The sequence below is a fragment of the Ruegeria sp. AL7 genome (assembly GCF_056536105.1).
Map to the genome: position 1 here is coordinate 1,358,167 of NZ_JBQFJF010000001.1, position 15,555 is coordinate 1,373,721.

Annotated in this window: 15 protein-coding genes; 8 read left to right on the forward strand and 7 right to left on the reverse strand. The window is 55.9% G+C overall.

The features are described from left to right. Nucleotides 1-146 precede the first annotated feature (146 nt). Entirely contained in the window at nucleotides 147-848 is a 702-nt protein-coding gene (locus ACR3E2_RS06810; RefSeq protein WP_267364591.1) for a LuxR family transcriptional regulator, read from the forward strand. Nucleotides 849-955: 107 nt separating this feature from the next. After that, complete coding sequence (locus tag ACR3E2_RS06815; RefSeq protein ID WP_480480382.1) at nucleotides 956-1,810, forward strand: acyl-homoserine-lactone synthase; 855 nt, start codon at nucleotides 956-958, stop codon at nucleotides 1,808-1,810. Nucleotides 1,811-1,913: 103 nt separating this feature from the next. Here the strand turns inward: ACR3E2_RS06815 and tig are convergent, their stop codons facing one another. The 3 genes from tig to ACR3E2_RS06830 form a co-directional block, all read right to left on the reverse strand. Next, on the reverse strand, nucleotides 1,914-3,245 hold the full coding sequence (tig, locus tag ACR3E2_RS06820) for a trigger factor (RefSeq protein WP_480480380.1): 1,332 nt from the start codon (nucleotides 3,243-3,245) through the stop codon (nucleotides 1,914-1,916). A 173-nt stretch (nucleotides 3,246-3,418) separates the two neighbouring features. After that, nucleotides 3,419-4,543, reverse strand: coding sequence for a porin (locus ACR3E2_RS06825; protein WP_480480378.1), 1,125 nt, complete (start codon nucleotides 4,541-4,543; stop codon nucleotides 3,419-3,421). 309 nt (nucleotides 4,544-4,852) lie between these two features. Then, the gene (locus ACR3E2_RS06830) at nucleotides 4,853-6,496 is read right to left on the reverse strand and encodes an NAD(P)H-hydrate dehydratase (protein WP_480480376.1); all 1,644 of its coding nucleotides are present in this window, start codon (nucleotides 6,494-6,496) and stop codon (nucleotides 4,853-4,855) included. 169 nt (nucleotides 6,497-6,665) lie between these two features. Here ACR3E2_RS06830 and ACR3E2_RS06835 point away from each other — a divergent pair, with 169 nt between their 5' ends. From ACR3E2_RS06835 to ACR3E2_RS06850, 4 genes are all read left to right on the forward strand, one after another. After that, nucleotides 6,666-7,004, forward strand: coding sequence for a P-II family nitrogen regulator (locus tag ACR3E2_RS06835; RefSeq protein ID WP_209503542.1), 339 nt, complete (start codon nucleotides 6,666-6,668; stop codon nucleotides 7,002-7,004). Nucleotides 7,005-7,037: 33 nt separating this feature from the next. Beyond that, on the forward strand, nucleotides 7,038-8,444 hold the full coding sequence (gene glnA, locus ACR3E2_RS06840; RefSeq protein ID WP_267366350.1) for a type I glutamate--ammonia ligase: 1,407 nt from the start codon (nucleotides 7,038-7,040) through the stop codon (nucleotides 8,442-8,444). 287 nt (nucleotides 8,445-8,731) lie between these two features. Next, nucleotides 8,732-9,520: a lytic murein transglycosylase gene (locus ACR3E2_RS06845; RefSeq protein WP_480480374.1), complete on the forward strand. Its 789-nt coding sequence runs from the start codon at nucleotides 8,732-8,734 to the stop codon at nucleotides 9,518-9,520. A gap of 200 nt (nucleotides 9,521-9,720) precedes the next feature. Continuing rightward, nucleotides 9,721-10,623 carry a hypothetical protein gene (locus tag ACR3E2_RS06850; protein WP_480480372.1) on the forward strand — a complete coding sequence of 301 codons (903 nt, stop codon included), beginning with the start codon at nucleotides 9,721-9,723 and terminating at the stop codon, nucleotides 10,621-10,623. 36 nt (nucleotides 10,624-10,659) lie between these two features. Here ACR3E2_RS06850 and ACR3E2_RS06855 read toward each other — a convergent pair whose 3' ends face one another. Continuing rightward, entirely contained in the window at nucleotides 10,660-11,403 is a 744-nt protein-coding gene (locus ACR3E2_RS06855) for a heme-dependent oxidative N-demethylase family protein (RefSeq protein ID WP_480480370.1), read from the reverse strand. Between the two features lie 122 nt (nucleotides 11,404-11,525). Here ACR3E2_RS06855 and dddP point away from each other — a divergent pair, with 122 nt between their 5' ends. Continuing rightward, nucleotides 11,526-12,869, forward strand: coding sequence for a dimethylsulfonioproprionate lyase DddP (dddP, locus tag ACR3E2_RS06860; protein ID WP_480480368.1), 1,344 nt, complete (start codon nucleotides 11,526-11,528; stop codon nucleotides 12,867-12,869). 10 nt (nucleotides 12,870-12,879) lie between these two features. On the opposite strand, the gene ACR3E2_RS06865 is transcribed toward dddP, so the two are convergent. Beyond that, nucleotides 12,880-13,074, reverse strand: coding sequence for a hypothetical protein (locus ACR3E2_RS06865; protein ID WP_480480366.1), 195 nt, complete (start codon nucleotides 13,072-13,074; stop codon nucleotides 12,880-12,882). A gap of 275 nt (nucleotides 13,075-13,349) precedes the next feature. Between ACR3E2_RS06865 and ACR3E2_RS06870 the strand changes: the two genes are divergently transcribed. After that, nucleotides 13,350-14,564 (forward strand): bifunctional alpha/beta hydrolase/OsmC family protein, encoded by a 1,215-nt coding sequence (locus tag ACR3E2_RS06870; protein WP_480480365.1) that lies wholly within the window; start codon nucleotides 13,350-13,352, stop codon nucleotides 14,562-14,564. A gap of 32 nt (nucleotides 14,565-14,596) precedes the next feature. On the opposite strand, the gene ACR3E2_RS06875 is transcribed toward ACR3E2_RS06870, so the two are convergent. Next, nucleotides 14,597-14,929, reverse strand: a complete 333-nt coding sequence (locus ACR3E2_RS06875) for a hypothetical protein (RefSeq protein ID WP_480480363.1) — start codon at nucleotides 14,927-14,929, stop codon at nucleotides 14,597-14,599. A gap of 11 nt (nucleotides 14,930-14,940) precedes the next feature. After that, nucleotides 14,941-15,417 carry a hypothetical protein gene (locus ACR3E2_RS06880; RefSeq protein WP_480492702.1) on the reverse strand — a complete coding sequence of 159 codons (477 nt, stop codon included), beginning with the start codon at nucleotides 15,415-15,417 and terminating at the stop codon, nucleotides 14,941-14,943. Nucleotides 15,418-15,555: the final 138 nt, after the last annotated feature.

Genomic DNA, 15,555 nt, shown 5'->3' on the forward strand with positions numbered 1-15,555 from the left:
TGCACAGACAATTTAGACCTCTCCTTGTCATGTTTAGAAAAGTATGATGTTCTGACTTGGTGAGGTAAACGGGTTCCACTCTGTGTAATACGCATGCTCGACGACACCATCGGGCAGCAAGATGGGCCACAGCTGGTAGGCGCCACATGGAAATTGTCGATCTGAGCACCCTGCCGGATTCAGAAGTTCGATATACCGAATTTCTAAGGCAAATCTGTGAGAAGCATGACATGGATCATGCTGCCTATGCTGGTATGAATCCGGCGGCAGGAACTGTGGCTGGCTTTGTCACCTATGACGACGCCTGGACTGAGCACTACCAGAAACAGGGTCTGATCATGATTGATCCGACCATCCACATGGCTCGCCGCAGTATTGCGCCGGTGGACTGGAGCCGTCTGGAAAGAAGTCCGGACTTTCAACGCGTGTTCCGGGATGCTCATGATTTTGGCTTGCCTAGTCAGGGTGTTACGATCCCGGTACGCGGCCCTTACGGTGATATTGGCCTGCTGAGCGCTACCCGAAATTGCAGCAAGGAAGAGTGGCGTAAGCTTTACACGAACTTTATCGGCGATTTGCAGGCCATGGCCGTGCACATCCACGACAACGTCGTGTCCTCGGATCAGCTGACCGGCGCACTATATCATCCGACATTGTCCTCTCGCGAAGCGGAAATCCTGCAATGGGTCGCTGCAGGTAAGTCGCAGCAGGATATCGGCGATATTTTGTCGATTTCGCACCGAACCGTAGAAGTACACTTGCGTTCGAGCCGGGAAAAGCTTAGTGCGCTGACCACCCCTCAGGCCGTAGGGCGGGCGATAGCGATCGGGCTTATTACCCCGGGATAAACAAAAAAATCCCCAAATTCCGCCAAAATACGGGAATCCCCCAATAGAAAAATCCTTCGAGAGCGGTAACGTCAATATTACCGAACAACCACTCGAAGGGGGAAGAAATGATCATCGTGGTAGATGGCCTGAACAGACATATGTTCAGCGAAGTTCTTGACGAAATGTTCGAGTTGAGAGCACGTGTTTTTGGCGGACGTCTTGGATGGGACGTAAAGATCGAAGACGGTAAGGAAATTGATGAATTCGATCATCTGGACCCGGCATATGTAATCGGACTCGACGACGGGGGGAATGTCGTCGCAGCCGTGCGTGCCCTTCAGACCACAGGACCTCATATGTTGTCGGATGTGTTTTCGGCAATCCTTTGCGGGGAAGCACCACTTCGCAGCGCAACCATGTGGGAATCGACACGCTTCTGCGTGGACACGCAGCGTCTTACACGCGGCAAGGAAAAGAATTCTGTCTCTTATGCCACCTGCGAGCTGATGATCGGCTCTCTGGAATATGCCAAGAACGCAGGCATTCAGGATATCATCACCGTAATCGATCCGGTTATGGACCGGGTCCTGAAACGGTCGAACTGCGCGCCATATGACTATGTCGGCGAAACGGTTCCCATGGGGAAAGTTTCGGCACTGGCCGCGCTGTTGGATTGTACTGATGAACGCATCTCGGGCCTGCGTGAGTTTGCAGGCATCCATGAGAACGTCTTTATGGATGACGAAGAGGCACTGGCACTGTTTGCAGCCAAGAAGGCAGCAACCCAGAGCCCGGCCAATCAGGATCACAAGCCACTGACTGATCTTGAGAAGTATTTTGTGGAACAGATGAGCGCCGCAAGAAACGAAGCTGAACGCCAAGACGTTCTGAAGCTGATCGAAGCGCTCTCGGATACGTTCACACCAGAGCAGAAGATCGCTCTGCTAGATACCCCCCGTGCTTTTGCTCATGAGGCCTGACCCCCTCACCTCATAGACACAAAAGCCACCCATGCGGAGCCGTCTGATCTCAGGCGGCTCCGTTTTTTTTACCCCTCTCTTAGCAAAGAGGGAAGGAAGAGGATTATTCCTCTTCCAGTGCCTCAATGGCTTTTTGCAGGTCATCCTTGCTGACTTCCTTGTCGCTGACCTGGGCCAGCTCAAACACATAGTCGACAACCTTGTCTTCGAAGATCGGCGCGCGCAGTTGCTGCTGCATCTGAGCGTTCTGCTGCACGAACTCGAAGAACTGGCGTTCCTGACCCGGGTACTGACGCGCCTGGTTCATGATCGCCTGGGTCATCTCGGCGTCGGTGACTTCCACCTCTGCCTTCTGGCCCAGCTCGGCCAGCAACAGACCCAGACGCACGCGGCGTTCGGCCAGCTTGTTGTGCTCATCGGTGGGTTCGATCTCATCGTGGTCATGACCGGTTACTTCAGGGTTTTCCTCGTGCCACAGCTGATGTGCAATCTGCTTGGCTTCGGCTTCGACCAGCGACGGCGGCAGGTCGAACGACACTTTTTCGTCCAGCACGTCCAGCAGGGCCCGCTTCATGACAGCGCGCGACGCGCCCGCATATTCTGCTTCCAGGCGTTCCGAAATCTGAGTTTTCAGAGCGGCCAGATCCTCGGCGCCGAACTTCATCGCCAGATCATCGTTGATCTCGGCTGCTACCGGCTCTTTCACTTCCTTGATCGTGCAGGTAAAGACCGCGTCTTTTCCGGCCAGGTGTTCGGCACCATATTCTTCCGGGAAGGTCACGTTGACGTCTTTTTCTTCCTCGGCCTTCACGCCGACCAGCTGGTCTTCAAAACCGGGGATGAAGCTGTTCGAGCCCAGAACCAGCGGGTAATCTTCGGCCGATCCACCTTCGAATTCTTCACCATCAACCTTGCCGACAAAATCGAACACGATCTGGTCGCCATCCTTGGCTTTTGAACCCTTGCGGCGGGCTTTGAAGTCCTGAGCGGTTTCAGCCAGGTTGTTCAGCGCTTCCTCGACAGCGGCGTCATCCGCCTTGACGATCAGCTTGTCCAGCGCGACCGATTTCAGATCGACCTCAGGGATCGCGGGCAGCGCTTCGTAAGACATCGCGACCTCGATATCGTCGCCTTCTTTCCAGTCCTCGTTGGTCATCTTGACTTCGGGCTGCAGCGCGGGGCGGTCGCCGCTGTCTTCAAAATGCTTGTTCATCGCACCGTCGATGGATTCCTGCATCGCCTCACCCAGCAGGCGCTGGCCAAACTGCTTTTTCAGCAGCGCCATCGGCACCTTGCCTTTGCGGAAGCCTTTCATTTCGATTTCCGGCTGTGCTTCGGTCAGCTTTTCATTGACCTTGTCGTCCAGTTCGGCTGCGGTCACAACGATGTTGTAGCCGCGTTTCAGACCTTCGTTCAGCGTCTCGGTAACCTGCATTTTGGTAGTCCCCATAGGATTCGGGGCGCGCAAAACGGGCGCGCCGGGCAAATTTGACGCCTTCTATTTGCCCTGCCGCCAACGTGCAAGGGGCAAAGGCTGAATCAACCTGGTTTTGGCAAAAAAGAACGCCCCGAAAACCGGGGCGTTCGTGTTGGCTCGCTGGAAGGCAATTAAAACTTCCAGCGCGCGCCCAGTACCCAGGCTTCGTTGTTTTCGAACGACGTTCCGTCATCGAAATCGTGGTTGCGATACTTCAGATAAACATCGGTATTGATCGCTTCGACCTTCTGCACGACAGCGATACCCCATGCCTTGGTGTCGGACCCGTTGGTCTCGAAATCCGCGCCGTCATAATAGTCGATGCCGACACCTGTCTTACCCCAGGATACCCAGTTCCCCTCGTACGAGACCTTGCCGTACCAGTAATTCGGGTCCGTCTGGCCAGCTCGGTCATCGTCACGCGTGCCGCCGGCAATCGTGAACCCCAGACCGCTGGGCAACAGCACCGAGGCCGAACCGATTGTATCCTTGCGATCTCCTGAATTGTCATCCCGCTCCCGCACCGAATACGCGACAGCTGCCGCAAACTCTACACCGCCTACAAAGGTGTTTTCATAGAACACGCCGACATCGTAGTAGTCATCATCGTCACTGCTGGACAGAATGTTCTGACCATATGCAAAAGCGGCCGAGAATCCGTTAACCGTTGGAGTGTCATACCGGACGCGCCCACGACGTGAGCCATCAAAGTTGCTGGAACTGTCACCAACCGTAATACCGCTCAGCACACCGTTTGTGCCGCGATAGAAAAAGCCAGAGTTCTCATCGTTTGTAAACGAATACAGCGCGGTGCCGACATAGGACAGGTCCACTTCTGCAGCACCATCTGCCGCCATGCTGCCCTGACCTGCCGAGAACTTGCCGTAGCTGCCCTTCAAGGCAAAATCCACAAACCGGATATCGTCGCGGGTCCAGCCGCTAAAGTTTGTACCGTTCTGGTTCCATTCAGTCGAGTTCGGCAAGCCCAACGCCGATTCCAAGCGGAAGGTAAACTCGTTCTGGCCAAATGGCTGCATCAGACGCAGGCCAACCCGGCTGTTCGACAGATCGTTGTCGAGGACTCGGGTCTCGGTATCTTGGCCGTCATCAACCGAAATCAAGGCCGGGTTTAACTGCCCGTAAAGCAGCACATAGCCGCCGCTGTTATTTTCGTATTTCAGCTCTGCGGCTGCCGGAACAGCGACCGTGGCAGTCAGAAAGGCGGCAACCGATATCTTTTTGATATTTGGGGTCATTTCACTCACCATAGTTGGTTCGGGGTTCAGATACTGCCCATTTGTTTACTGAATCCGAGCGTTCCAGTGGTCTGCGCCTTGTCTTACGCAAGAATTGTATTTTAGCAACAGAACATACAAAGAATTTTGCTATTTTATATTATTTTTCATTAACTTACAAGATATAACCCCAGCGCGTACTGGCAGCTTGCAAACGATTAGTGATGCCTGCCTATGCACCTGGCAAATATGCGGTATGCATCTGCGCACATCTTGACAGCGAAAACATGCCATTCTGACAGAGCCTGAGCTGCTTTCTGCCCAAAATAACTAGATATTCAGCTGTTTGAAAACATCGGGCAACTGCTCAGGCAGATCCTCGGCGATCAATCCCGGCCCGAAACGACGCGCGCATTCCACGTGCAGCCACGCTGCTGTCTCAGCCGCCGCCATCGCATCGAATCCCCGCGCCAGTAGCCCGGCGATGTAACCGGCCAACACATCGCCTGACCCGGCGGTTGCAAGCCAAGGGGCTGCGCGATCATAGCACGCGGCATTGATCGAACATCGCCCGTCCGGGGCAGCAACGACTGTATCCGGCCCTTTGAACAACACGATGCATCCCGCGCGCGCCGATGCCTCTCGCGTTGCGTCCACCTTGGAATAGGCGGGGCCTCTGACCGGCGTTTCGCTCAGCTTCTCCGCCAGATCGGGAAACAGCCGTGCAAACTCACCGCCATGCGGGGTCAGAACGCAGCGGTCATGCAGCATTTCAAACAAGTTTCCGGGATCGCCCGCAAATGCCGTCAGCGCATCCGCATCCAGAACCGTCGCACGTTTCGCAATCAGGGAGACCGGCACCAGGTCCCGGGCTCGCTCCAACCCCAGACCAGGGCCAAGACAAAGGGCGTTCATCCGCACGTCCTGCAGTACGTCTGACAGCATTTGAGACCCATCAACGCACTGTAGCATGAGGGCGGTGATCCGGCTCGCAACCTCTGCTAAAGCCAAGGATGGCACCCCCAGCGTCACCAACCCTGCCCCAATCCGCAACGCCCCCCGCGCGGCCAGTCGCGCCGCACCTGTCTTGCCGGGCCCACCCGAAAGGATCAGGGCATGCCCATGGGTGTATTTGTGCTCATTCATACTCTTACCAAGGCAAACCCCAGGCAGATTATCCACAGCCTTCGAAATCTCGTCGCCCCCCGCATCCTGCCTCAACCCGATATCTTTCGTGACAACATGTCCGCAAAAATATGGTCCCTCACTCAGCACGTGGCCAAGCTTTCTCGAATGAAACGAAACCGTAAGTGCTGATCGTGCACAGCGACGTCCATGCTGAGGGAAAAGTACTCCCACGACTTTACCTGAGTCTGCGCAAAGACCTGAAGGAACGTCTATCGCGACCGTGCGTGGAGGAACTATGTGCGTACCTCCATCCTGACGCCGCAACTCCCATGCCGTCTCTGCGTCATCATATGCCCAAAGAACTTCCCATAGCCTCACATCTTCAATCGATCTTGTTAGACCGGTCCCAAACAATGCGTCGATGAGAATATCCGGATAAAAGATTCTGCCCCGTGCGATCTCAGATACATCCTTTGCCGAACCACCCCATCGCTCATAATTCACCCGGGCATCCGGCGGCAACTTTTCGGGATCGCCATACAGGAATACCTCAACCTTCCAGCCCAGTTCCCGCAAAAGCCGCGCCACGACAAACCCGTCACCGCCGTTGTTTCCGGGCCCGCACAATACGACTGCACGCAGCGGATCCTCTTCATCTTTTTCCAAATACTCCGGGGAGCGCGAGGGGCTGGCCCCTCGCCTGTCCAGATCCGGCCATTCCTCGAAGATCGCCTCGACAACACATTGCCCTGCCCGCTCCATCAGTTCCAAACCCGTAACCTCACCGGACCTGATGGCCGCGTGCTCGATGGCTTTCATCTGCGCTGCTGTCAGCAATTCCGTCATATCACACCTTCGCACGATTCAATTTCGATTACTTTTTGTGCAAACCGCCTAAAATTTAGCACAGAGCCTGATTTCAACGGATACCGACCCGACCGATACCGCAATCACGTTGCCGCCCGATCTTAGACGTGATCACTGCGCCTGAGACAACCATTCAAGGTGAGCCGGAATGAAAAAGATCGAAGCGATCATCAAGCCGTTCAAACTGGACGAAGTGAAAGAGGCGTTGCAGGACGTAGGTGTTCAGGGTCTCAGCGTCGTCGAAGTCAAAGGTTTCGGCCGTCAGAAAGGCCATACCGAGCTGTATCGTGGCGCGGAATATGTTGTCGACTTTTTGCCTAAGGTAAAAGTCGAGGTCGTATTGGACGATGACCAGGTTGATGCCGCCATCGAAGCCATCGTGTCGGCTGCCAAGACCGACAAAATCGGCGACGGAAAGATCTTTGTCTCTCCGGTTGAACAAGCCATTCGCATCCGCACCGGCGAGACCGGCTCGGACGCGCTCTAACATACCAATCTTCAAGTCAGAGGAATCAAGAGAATGAGCAAGGACGCAGTTCTTCAGCTGATCAAGGAAGAGGGCGCCGAATATGTCGACGTCCGTTTCACCGACCCCCGCGGCAAGCTGCAGCACGTGACCCTGATGGCCGATCAGGTCGACGAAGACTTCCTGGACGAAGGCTTCATGTTTGATGGTTCGTCCATCGCAGGATGGAAGTCGATCGAAGCTTCGGACATGAAGCTGATGATCGATACCGAAAGTGCATATGTTGATCCGTTCTACGCAGAGAAAACCATTTGCGTGCACTGCTCGGTTGTCGAACCCGATACAGGCGAAGCCTATGAGCGTGACCCGCGCGGCACAGCGCAGAAAGCCGAAGCATACCTGAAGGCATCAGGAATCGGTGACGTCGCGTATATGGGTCCCGAAGCCGAGTTTTTCCTGTTTGACGATGTCCGTTATTCGAACACAATCAACAAGGTATCCTACGAAGTTGATGCAACTGACGCATCATGGAACACCGACACCGAATACGAAATGGGAAATACGGGCCACCGTCCGGGCGTCAAGGGTGGATACTTCCCGGTGAACCCGATCGACGAAGCACAGGACCTGCGGTCGGAAATGCTGTCGACCATGAAGCGTCTGGGCATGAAGGTCGACAAGCACCACCACGAAGTTGCGTCTTGCCAGCACGAGCTGGGCCTGATCTTCGACAGCCTGACCAAGCAGGCGGATGAGCTGCAAAAGTACAAATATGTCATCCACAACGTGGCTCATGCGTACGGCAAATCGGCAACCTTCATGCCGAAGCCTATCGCAGGTGACAACGGCACCGGCATGCACGTGAACATGTCAATCTGGAAAGACGGCAAGCCACTGTTCGCGGGCGACAAATACGCTGATCTTTCGGACGAAGCGCTGTACTTCATCGGCGGTATCCTGAAGCACGCCAAAACCCTGAACGCCTTCACCAACCCGGCCACCAACAGCTACAAGCGTTTGATCCCCGGTTTCGAAGCCCCCGTTCTGCGCGCCTACTCGGCCCGTAACCGTTCGGGTTGTGTCCGTATTCCATGGACCGAAAGCCCTAAAGCAAAACGTGTCGAGGCTCGTTTCCCCGATCCGGCTGCAAACCCCTACCTGGCGTTTGCGGCTCTGTTGATGGCTGGCCTTGACGGCATCAAAAACAAGATCGACCCGGGCGAAGCCATGGACAAGAACCTGTACGATCTGCCTGCCGAGGAACTGGCCGGTATCCCGACTGTCTGCGGCAGCTTGCGTGAAGCTCTGGAAGCACTGGCATCGGATCACGACTTCCTGCTGCAAGGTGACGTGTTCACCAAGGACCAGATCGACGGCTATATCGCCCTGAAGATGGAAGAGGTCGAAACCTACGAGCACACACCACACCCGGTTGAATACGGCATGTATTACAGCTGCTAAGCAACCACGGCATGGATTTGCAGGGGCGCTCAAACGGGCGCCCCTGTTTCATTTGCGCCGGTCTGTCGCTGTTCAGCCTTTTCGGGCGCCATGGCGCAGAATTCACACGTTTTACCTTCGCCTTGCTATGTGCCCGATGCTGAGGATCTGAAATCCTTCAAAGGCACTCCGCAGACCAATCAACAGGCATTTGCAGGAGCGGTTGGAGCCACTCCAACGAACTGCTTTGCCCAATTCAAAGCTCAAGGTAGGCTGGCCACAGATTTCAACACCATCGGATAATAATTATGTTTCGTCTTTACGTGTTAATCGCCCTGCTTGTGTCTTCGCCCCTTCTGGCCGCGCCTTGTGGGAATACCAGCGCGGGGTTCGAGGCCTGGAAGGCCGATTTCGCCCAGCAGGCCCGCAAGGCTGGTGTGAAAAAGAAGGGCCTTCAGGCGCTTGCCCAGGCGCAATACGCCACGGGCACAATCGCGGCGGATCGCAATCAGAAAAGCTTCAAATACACGCTGGACAAATTCATGCGTGTCAGAGGCGCTGATGCAATCGTCACGCAGGGGCGCAAACGCAAGGCGGCAAATCCCGATTTCTATGCTGCTCTTGAACGGCAATACGGTGTTCCGGCGGGTGTTCTGATCGCCATTCACGGCATGGAAACCGGCTTTGGCAATTTTATGGGAGACAGTCAGGTTGTTTCCGCAATCACGACACTGGCCTATGATTGTCGCCGGTCCGAGTTCTTTGTTCCGCACGCAATCGGGGCACTGAAACTGGTCGATGCAGGAAGCATTACCGTGGCGACAAAAGGGGCAAAACATGGCGAGTTGGGTCACACTCAGTTCCTGCCGGGCAACGCCCTGACCTATGGCGTCGATGCCACTGGCGACCGTCGGGTGGACTTCTATGACATGACCGACGCGCTTGCCTCGACCGCCAATTTTCTTCGCAAGAAAGGGTGGAAGCCAGGGCGTGGCTATCAGCCAGAGGAGCGGAATTTTCAAGTGCTGAAACAGTGGAACGCGGCCTCTGTTTATCAGCAATCCATAGCAATCATGGCCGCCCGAATCGACCAATAGCCCGGTCGCACCAAAAACACACTCCGCACCCGCTTTCGCCACATTTCCGCCACAGTGACAAACAAAAGCCTTTAGTTTCTTGGTTTCCAATGCGTAACCAATGCCGGGGTAAAATCACCTTTTTTGCATTTTCCGCCAAATTCTCCTCACGAATGGTTGTTACAGTGTTTGCTGAACAGTACGCAAAAAAGGACAGTGCAGTGGCTCGGAAGCACAGCTACCATGGCGGCCTGCAATTCAATGGCGACGCAAATGGCGCGATCGAGCGTTTTGGCACAATCGTTGCCACGACGCTGGAAGATTACGGCCATCTGGTCGAACGCAAGGCGTTGCTGAGCAATTCCGAAGCAAGCATTGTTTCAAGTCAGTACCTTGTGCGACTGACCCTGGACACAGGCACCCCCGAGCAGGAAGACCGGTACGAGCGTATGGATCGCGCCGCGGGGCTAAAAACGATAACAAAACCCCGCGCCGCAAATCCGCAAAACAGGTTGGTTCTTTCGATCACGCCGGTTTCCCCCCTGCTGGATGACTCCGAGATTTCGGAACTGATGATGGTCGTCATTCTGTATCGCATGGTCGATATTTGTTCGACCCGGCGCGTTGAATGGCTGTCGCCACACACGGTTCTGACGGTCGAGCAGTTCATGAGCGCCTTTGACACTCTGGCCCCCAGCCGAACACGCGACAGAAAACAAATTTTTCAGTCGCTGACCGGGCAATTCTCGGGGGTGAATGTGCCCGAGAACGATGACACCATAAGTGTTCTTCATACTTCGACGTCCCGCCCGATCCAACTGACAGATGAACAATTGCTCAGCATCGCGTTTCGCAGTGAAGATACAAACAGGCCAGGTCAGGAAACGTTCGATGACGAAGATGGTGTCGCGAAGCCAAGTGACGTTTTGCGTCTCAGCAGTTGGTGCATGACGGGTGTACTGGCTGGCGTTTCGACCCCGATTGCCCTGTCAATGGCTGCCGTCAATCTGATCCGGGGTGAGGATTTTCGCCTCAACACACAGGTGCTTGTCTTTACCTTCGCGATAGTTGCTCTGAACGCAACGAACGCGTTTGCCGATGTTGCGGCCGCCTTGGGCCAATAAGAGAATTACAGAAGACCCTCCTTGGATGCCCCGCCTTTAGGCGGGGTTTTCCATTTTGGGAACCGCGTTCGCGGCCAGAATATAAGTGTGGATTGAAAAGACGACCGCATCCGTTTTCGGCAAGCGCAGCAGGGTTTGCCGCTCACTTCGCAAGTAGGACGTTTTACGTCGACCTGTGTCGCCCCTCCTGTCACTGGCGCTTCGGGGCTGAAACAGTTCGGGGTCTTCATACCAAAGCGCGTTAAAACGCCAGAGCGGACGGCCGGGCTGTATCCCGTCGAACAGGCGCTGCACCCGCTTGGCGATATTTTCGTCGTAACTTGCGACAGGCACATGGATGTCGATCAGTGGTCGCATGAATTTTTCGGACAAAAGCCAGCTGGCCGGGAAACACAGGATTGCGCCGGTCAATACATGTTCAGTTCCGCGCTTTTGCAGGATGCAAAAATCCTCCTGAACCAGCCTGCACAATGTATCAAGCGGCTGCGCCCGGTCGACTGCGACACTTACTCCGTCGGGTCTGACGGCTTCTTCAGCTGCATTGGGATAGACCTGCGACAGCACAAGGTCGAGCAGTTCCCGAGCGGCGGGTTCTGCCTGCGGATCAAGCGCCAGAACGTCATCACGGCGTTCCGTCAGCAGCTTTTCCCGGCGTCGCATCTGACCGGCAAAAGCCTCGTCCCGATGCAACCAGTTTTCCATCGTTGCAGGCTGGATACCCGGCAAAGCACGCGGGTCGCCGACATCATACGGTATTTTATCTTGCAGAATTTTATTCATACCAGCGACTTAGCATGGGTCGAAATATTTGTCGGTCGAAAACGACAGGATCGCCGTCGCATTTTTCCAAGACGATCCACATGGGCACCTTAGGTTTGACTGAACAAGCAACGAGGTCCGTCATGAACAAGCATTACCGAGACACGCGCAAGATTGACCCCAGCCGAGGCGCTACGCTGGGTGATGGCACGCCAAACGAAAATGACCGGATCGAGATCGGGCCGACACAGCTGGCTTTTGACGAATGGGCTGCGGCAGGTCTGGAACTGCCCAATCTTGCACGGATGCGGGAACATCGCTGGAAGCGTCTGACGCAGGCCATCGTTGATCGCGGATACGGAGGTTTGCTGGTTTTTGACCCGCTGAACATCCGCTATGCGACCGACAGCACGAACATGCAGTTATGGAATACGCATAACCCGTTTCGCGCCGTGCTGTTATGTGCCGATGGCTATATGGTGATATGGGACTACAAGAACTCGCCTTTCCTCAGCACGTTCAATCCGCTGGTGCGCGAACAGCGTTCAGGTGCGGACCTGTTTTACTTCGACCGTGGCGACAAGGTGGATATCGCGGCAGATGTCTTTTCGAACGAGGTGCGCGTGCTGATCGATGCGCATGGCGGCGGCAACAAACGTTTGGCTGTCGACAAGATCATGCTGCATGGTCTGCGCGCGCTTGAGGCGCAGGGCTTTGAGGTCATGGAAGGTGAAGAGCTGACCGAAAAGACCCGTGCCGTGAAGGGACCGGATGAGATTCTGGCCATGCGCTGTGCCAATCACGCCTGCGAAACCGCTGTGGCGGAGATGGAGAGCTTTGCACGCGCGAATGTCGGCAATGGCAAGACAACCGAGGATGATATCTGGGCTGTTCTGCACGCGGAAAACATCCGGCGCGGTGGCGAATGGATTGAAACCCGCCTGCTGGCGTCAGGCCAACGCACGAACCCGTGGTTCCAGGAATGCGGCCCACGCATCACGCAGCAAAACGAAATCATCGCCTTCGACACCGACCTGATCGGGTCTTACGGGATTTGCATCGATATCTCGCGCACATGGTGGATTGGCGACCAAAAACCTCGCCCTGACATGATCTATGCCATGCAGCACGCGCATGAACACATCATGACCAACATGCAGATGCTGAAGCCCGGTGTGATGATCCCGGAACTTACCGCCATGTCGCACAGGCTTGACGACAAGTTTCAGGCGCAGAAATACGGTTGCCTGATGCACGGAGTGGGATTGTGTGATGAATGGCCGCTGGTCGCGTATCCGGACAAAGCCGTGGAAGGCGCATATGACTATCCGCTGGAGCCCGGCATGGTGCTGTGCGTCGAAGCCTGCGTTGGCGAAGTCGGTGGCGATTTCAGCATCAAGCTTGAGGATCAGGTTCTCATTACCGAAACCGGGTTTGAGAACCTGTCCAGATATCCCTTTGACCCCCAATTGATGGGGATCGAATAAGGCCGAGCCTTCAATTCGACCAATGGGACCGGCGGACATTTCCATGCCAGTCTTCCGTGGCAGGGCTGACCTGAACCTGTGAACCACCTTGGGGCGCGGGCCAGGATTGGCCGACCGCGAACCCGGCAAGGCCGACCAGAACAATAGCCAGGATCATACGTGAACGCAGGTCGTGTATCTGGGGCGTAATATCTGCATGTGACATCTGTGTCTCCTGTTTCAGCTTTCAGGAACCACAGATGGGATGAGGAGGATCATAAGTGAAACGAATGTTTGTTTGCATCGCCATCACTATTCTTGATAATAAAAGAAGGTAAGAGCTCCGCCGTCATGCGGCCCGAAGGCGACAGGGATCTTGCGCCGTCCGTGCAACGCCCGTTTGTTCTCACCTTCCTGTTACGCGTGTGACTTAAGGGTTGTGACCCAAGGGGCAAATACACAGTATTGGGCGTGTTCCCCCGTACCATTCAAGGAGCCGACATGCCCACGGAACGCATCACTTTTGCCGGACATGACGGCAGCCAATTGGCGGCGCGACTGGATTTGCCGGATGGACCCGTGCTGGCAACGGCCCTGTTCGCCCACTGCTTTACCTGCTCCAAGGATATACCGGCCGCCCGGCGCATTTCCGCCCGTCTGGCTGCCATGGGTATCGCGGTGCTTCGGTTCGATTTCACCGGACTGGGCCATTCCGAAGGCGAGTTTGCCAATACGACCTTCACTTCGAATGTCGAGGATCTGATTTCAGCCGCGCAATATCTGGCCGGTCGAAACATGGCACCTGCCCTGCTGATCGGCCACTCGCTTGGGGGCGCGGCGGTGTTGCGGGCGCGGGCAGGTATTCCCACTGTAAAAGCCGTCGTGACATTGGGTGCACCGTCGGACCCCGCCCATGTGTCGCATCACTTTGAGGCCGCGTTGCCTCAGATCGAAGAGGATGGCAGTGCCGAGGTCTCTCTGGGTGGTCGCCCCTTCCGAATTGGCAAAGCTTTTGTGGACGACATTGCCAAATCGGCCCTGTCATCTGCAATCGCCGACCTCAAAGCCGCCCTGTTGATCCTTCATGCCCCACGCGACGAAACGGTCAGCATCGACAATGCGAGCGCGATCTTTCTGGCCGCGAAACACCCCAAAAGCTTTGTTACCCTTGACGATGCCGATCACCTGATCACCCGCGCCTCTGACGCCGAATATGCAGCCGATGTCATTGCCGCATGGGTTTCGCGCTATGTGAAACTGTGCCCACCCGCGCCGCCACCGGGTGCGCCAGAAGGCGTCGTGCGCATAACCGAAGCAGATCCCGGCGGGTTCATGCAGGATATTCAGGCCGGTCCAAACCACCATCTGGTCGCGGATGAGCCCGCATCTTATGGCGGTACGGACAAGGGCATGTCGCCTTATGGCTTTGTCTCGGCCGGTCTGGGGGCCTGCACGTCGATGACAATACGCATGTACGCCCGGCGCAAGGGCTGGCCCCTGACAAATGTCAGCGTCGATGTGTGTCATGACAAGGTTCACGCGCAGGATGCCGGATTGGTGAATGACGGCAAGGTGGACCAGTTTCGCCGGAAAATCCGCCTGAGCGGCCCGCTGGATCAGGAGCAAAGGCAACGTTTGCTTGAGATTGCGGACAAGTGCCCGGTTCACCGGACGCTTGAAGGCTCGGCCCACATAACGACCGAGCTTCTTTCATAAGAAAGGCCGCCTGACAGGCGGCCTTTTGTTCCTTAGCGTCGCGGGCTCGGTCGATGAATGGGCGGGCGGGCAACCGGCGGGCGCGCGACAGGTGGGCGCGCGACAGGTGGGCGCGGGCGCGCGGGAGGTTTGGCAACAGGCGGTTTCGGACGCTCGGGGCGCACTGGTCGATCAGGTCGGTTGGGACGATCAACGTCAATATCCACATTAACGTCATGGTAGTAGTCGTTCCACAGCATCGAGTCGTAAAACGGGTCATACCCGTACCCGACCCCAACCGTCACACCGTCACAGGCCGACAGCGTCAAAGTCGCGATCCCAAACCCTAGCGTAAGGGACATCCGTTTGATCAGTCTAACGCTCATCGCTCCCTCCCTCACTGAAGTGCCCGGAACGACGCGAAAACGGCGTTCAGATCATCTGCATAAATCGGGTCTGCCCCGTCCCGCAGAATAGCAACTGCGATGGCAACCCGGCCTTGCGGAAGGTCAATGACGGTGGCGGTAAAGCTTACTCCCTTGCCGTCCCGGTGCCCGGTGCCCCGAAACACGCGGGCTGGCAATCCGCCGATACGGGTATCGCTGGTGCTGGTCGTCGTAGGGTCTTTGACCAGAAACTTGTCGATATCCTGCAAGTACCGGACGCCGCCCTGAATTGTTCCAACCCCCGCAGGTGATACGAAACCCATCCACACCGCGTCGTCTGTCACCGGCCGGAACCCCATGACCCGCGCGACCGCACGGGCGTCGCCCAGTTCGGTATCCTGAATCTCGCGCGGGCCGCCGGTACGAAGGACCCAGAAGTCTGGAACGTCAAACCGAAAGAGCGCTTGGCCTTCATCGGTGTATGTCACGGGTGTGTCAGCCAGTGCTGGTGCAGCTGCGCCGACCCAAAACACACCACAGAGGGCAAGTACAGAACATGATAAAAAACGCATATCTCAATAACCTGGTTATTTCCTTCCGATCAGATTGAACTGTTGCAGCGCTGT

Coding starts and splice junctions, on each gene's coding strand:
- ACR3E2_RS06825 (WP_480480378.1), bottom strand. CDS start 4,543: ATGACCCCAAATATCAAAAAGATATCGGTTGCCGCCTTTCTGACTGCC.
- dddP (WP_480480368.1), top strand. CDS start 11,526: ATGAACAAGCATTACCGAGACACGCGCAAGATTGACCCCAGCCGAGGC.
- glnA (WP_267366350.1), top strand. CDS start 7,038: ATGAGCAAGGACGCAGTTCTTCAGCTGATCAAGGAAGAGGGCGCCGAA.
- ACR3E2_RS06810 (WP_267364591.1), top strand. CDS start 147: ATGGAAATTGTCGATCTGAGCACCCTGCCGGATTCAGAAGTTCGATAT.
- ACR3E2_RS06875 (WP_480480363.1), bottom strand. CDS start 14,929: ATGAGCGTTAGACTGATCAAACGGATGTCCCTTACGCTAGGGTTTGGG.
- ACR3E2_RS06845 (WP_480480374.1), top strand. CDS start 8,732: ATGTTTCGTCTTTACGTGTTAATCGCCCTGCTTGTGTCTTCGCCCCTT.
- tig (WP_480480380.1), bottom strand. CDS start 3,245: ATGCAGGTTACCGAGACGCTGAACGAAGGTCTGAAACGCGGCTACAAC.
- ACR3E2_RS06815 (WP_480480382.1), top strand. CDS start 956: ATGATCATCGTGGTAGATGGCCTGAACAGACATATGTTCAGCGAAGTT.
- ACR3E2_RS06855 (WP_480480370.1), bottom strand. CDS start 11,403: ATGAATAAAATTCTGCAAGATAAAATACCGTATGATGTCGGCGACCCG.
- ACR3E2_RS06835 (WP_209503542.1), top strand. CDS start 6,666: ATGAAAAAGATCGAAGCGATCATCAAGCCGTTCAAACTGGACGAAGTG.
- ACR3E2_RS06830 (WP_480480376.1), bottom strand. CDS start 6,496: ATGACGGAATTGCTGACAGCAGCGCAGATGAAAGCCATCGAGCACGCG.
- ACR3E2_RS06865 (WP_480480366.1), bottom strand. CDS start 13,074: ATGTCACATGCAGATATTACGCCCCAGATACACGACCTGCGTTCACGT.
- ACR3E2_RS06870 (WP_480480365.1), top strand. CDS start 13,350: ATGCCCACGGAACGCATCACTTTTGCCGGACATGACGGCAGCCAATTG.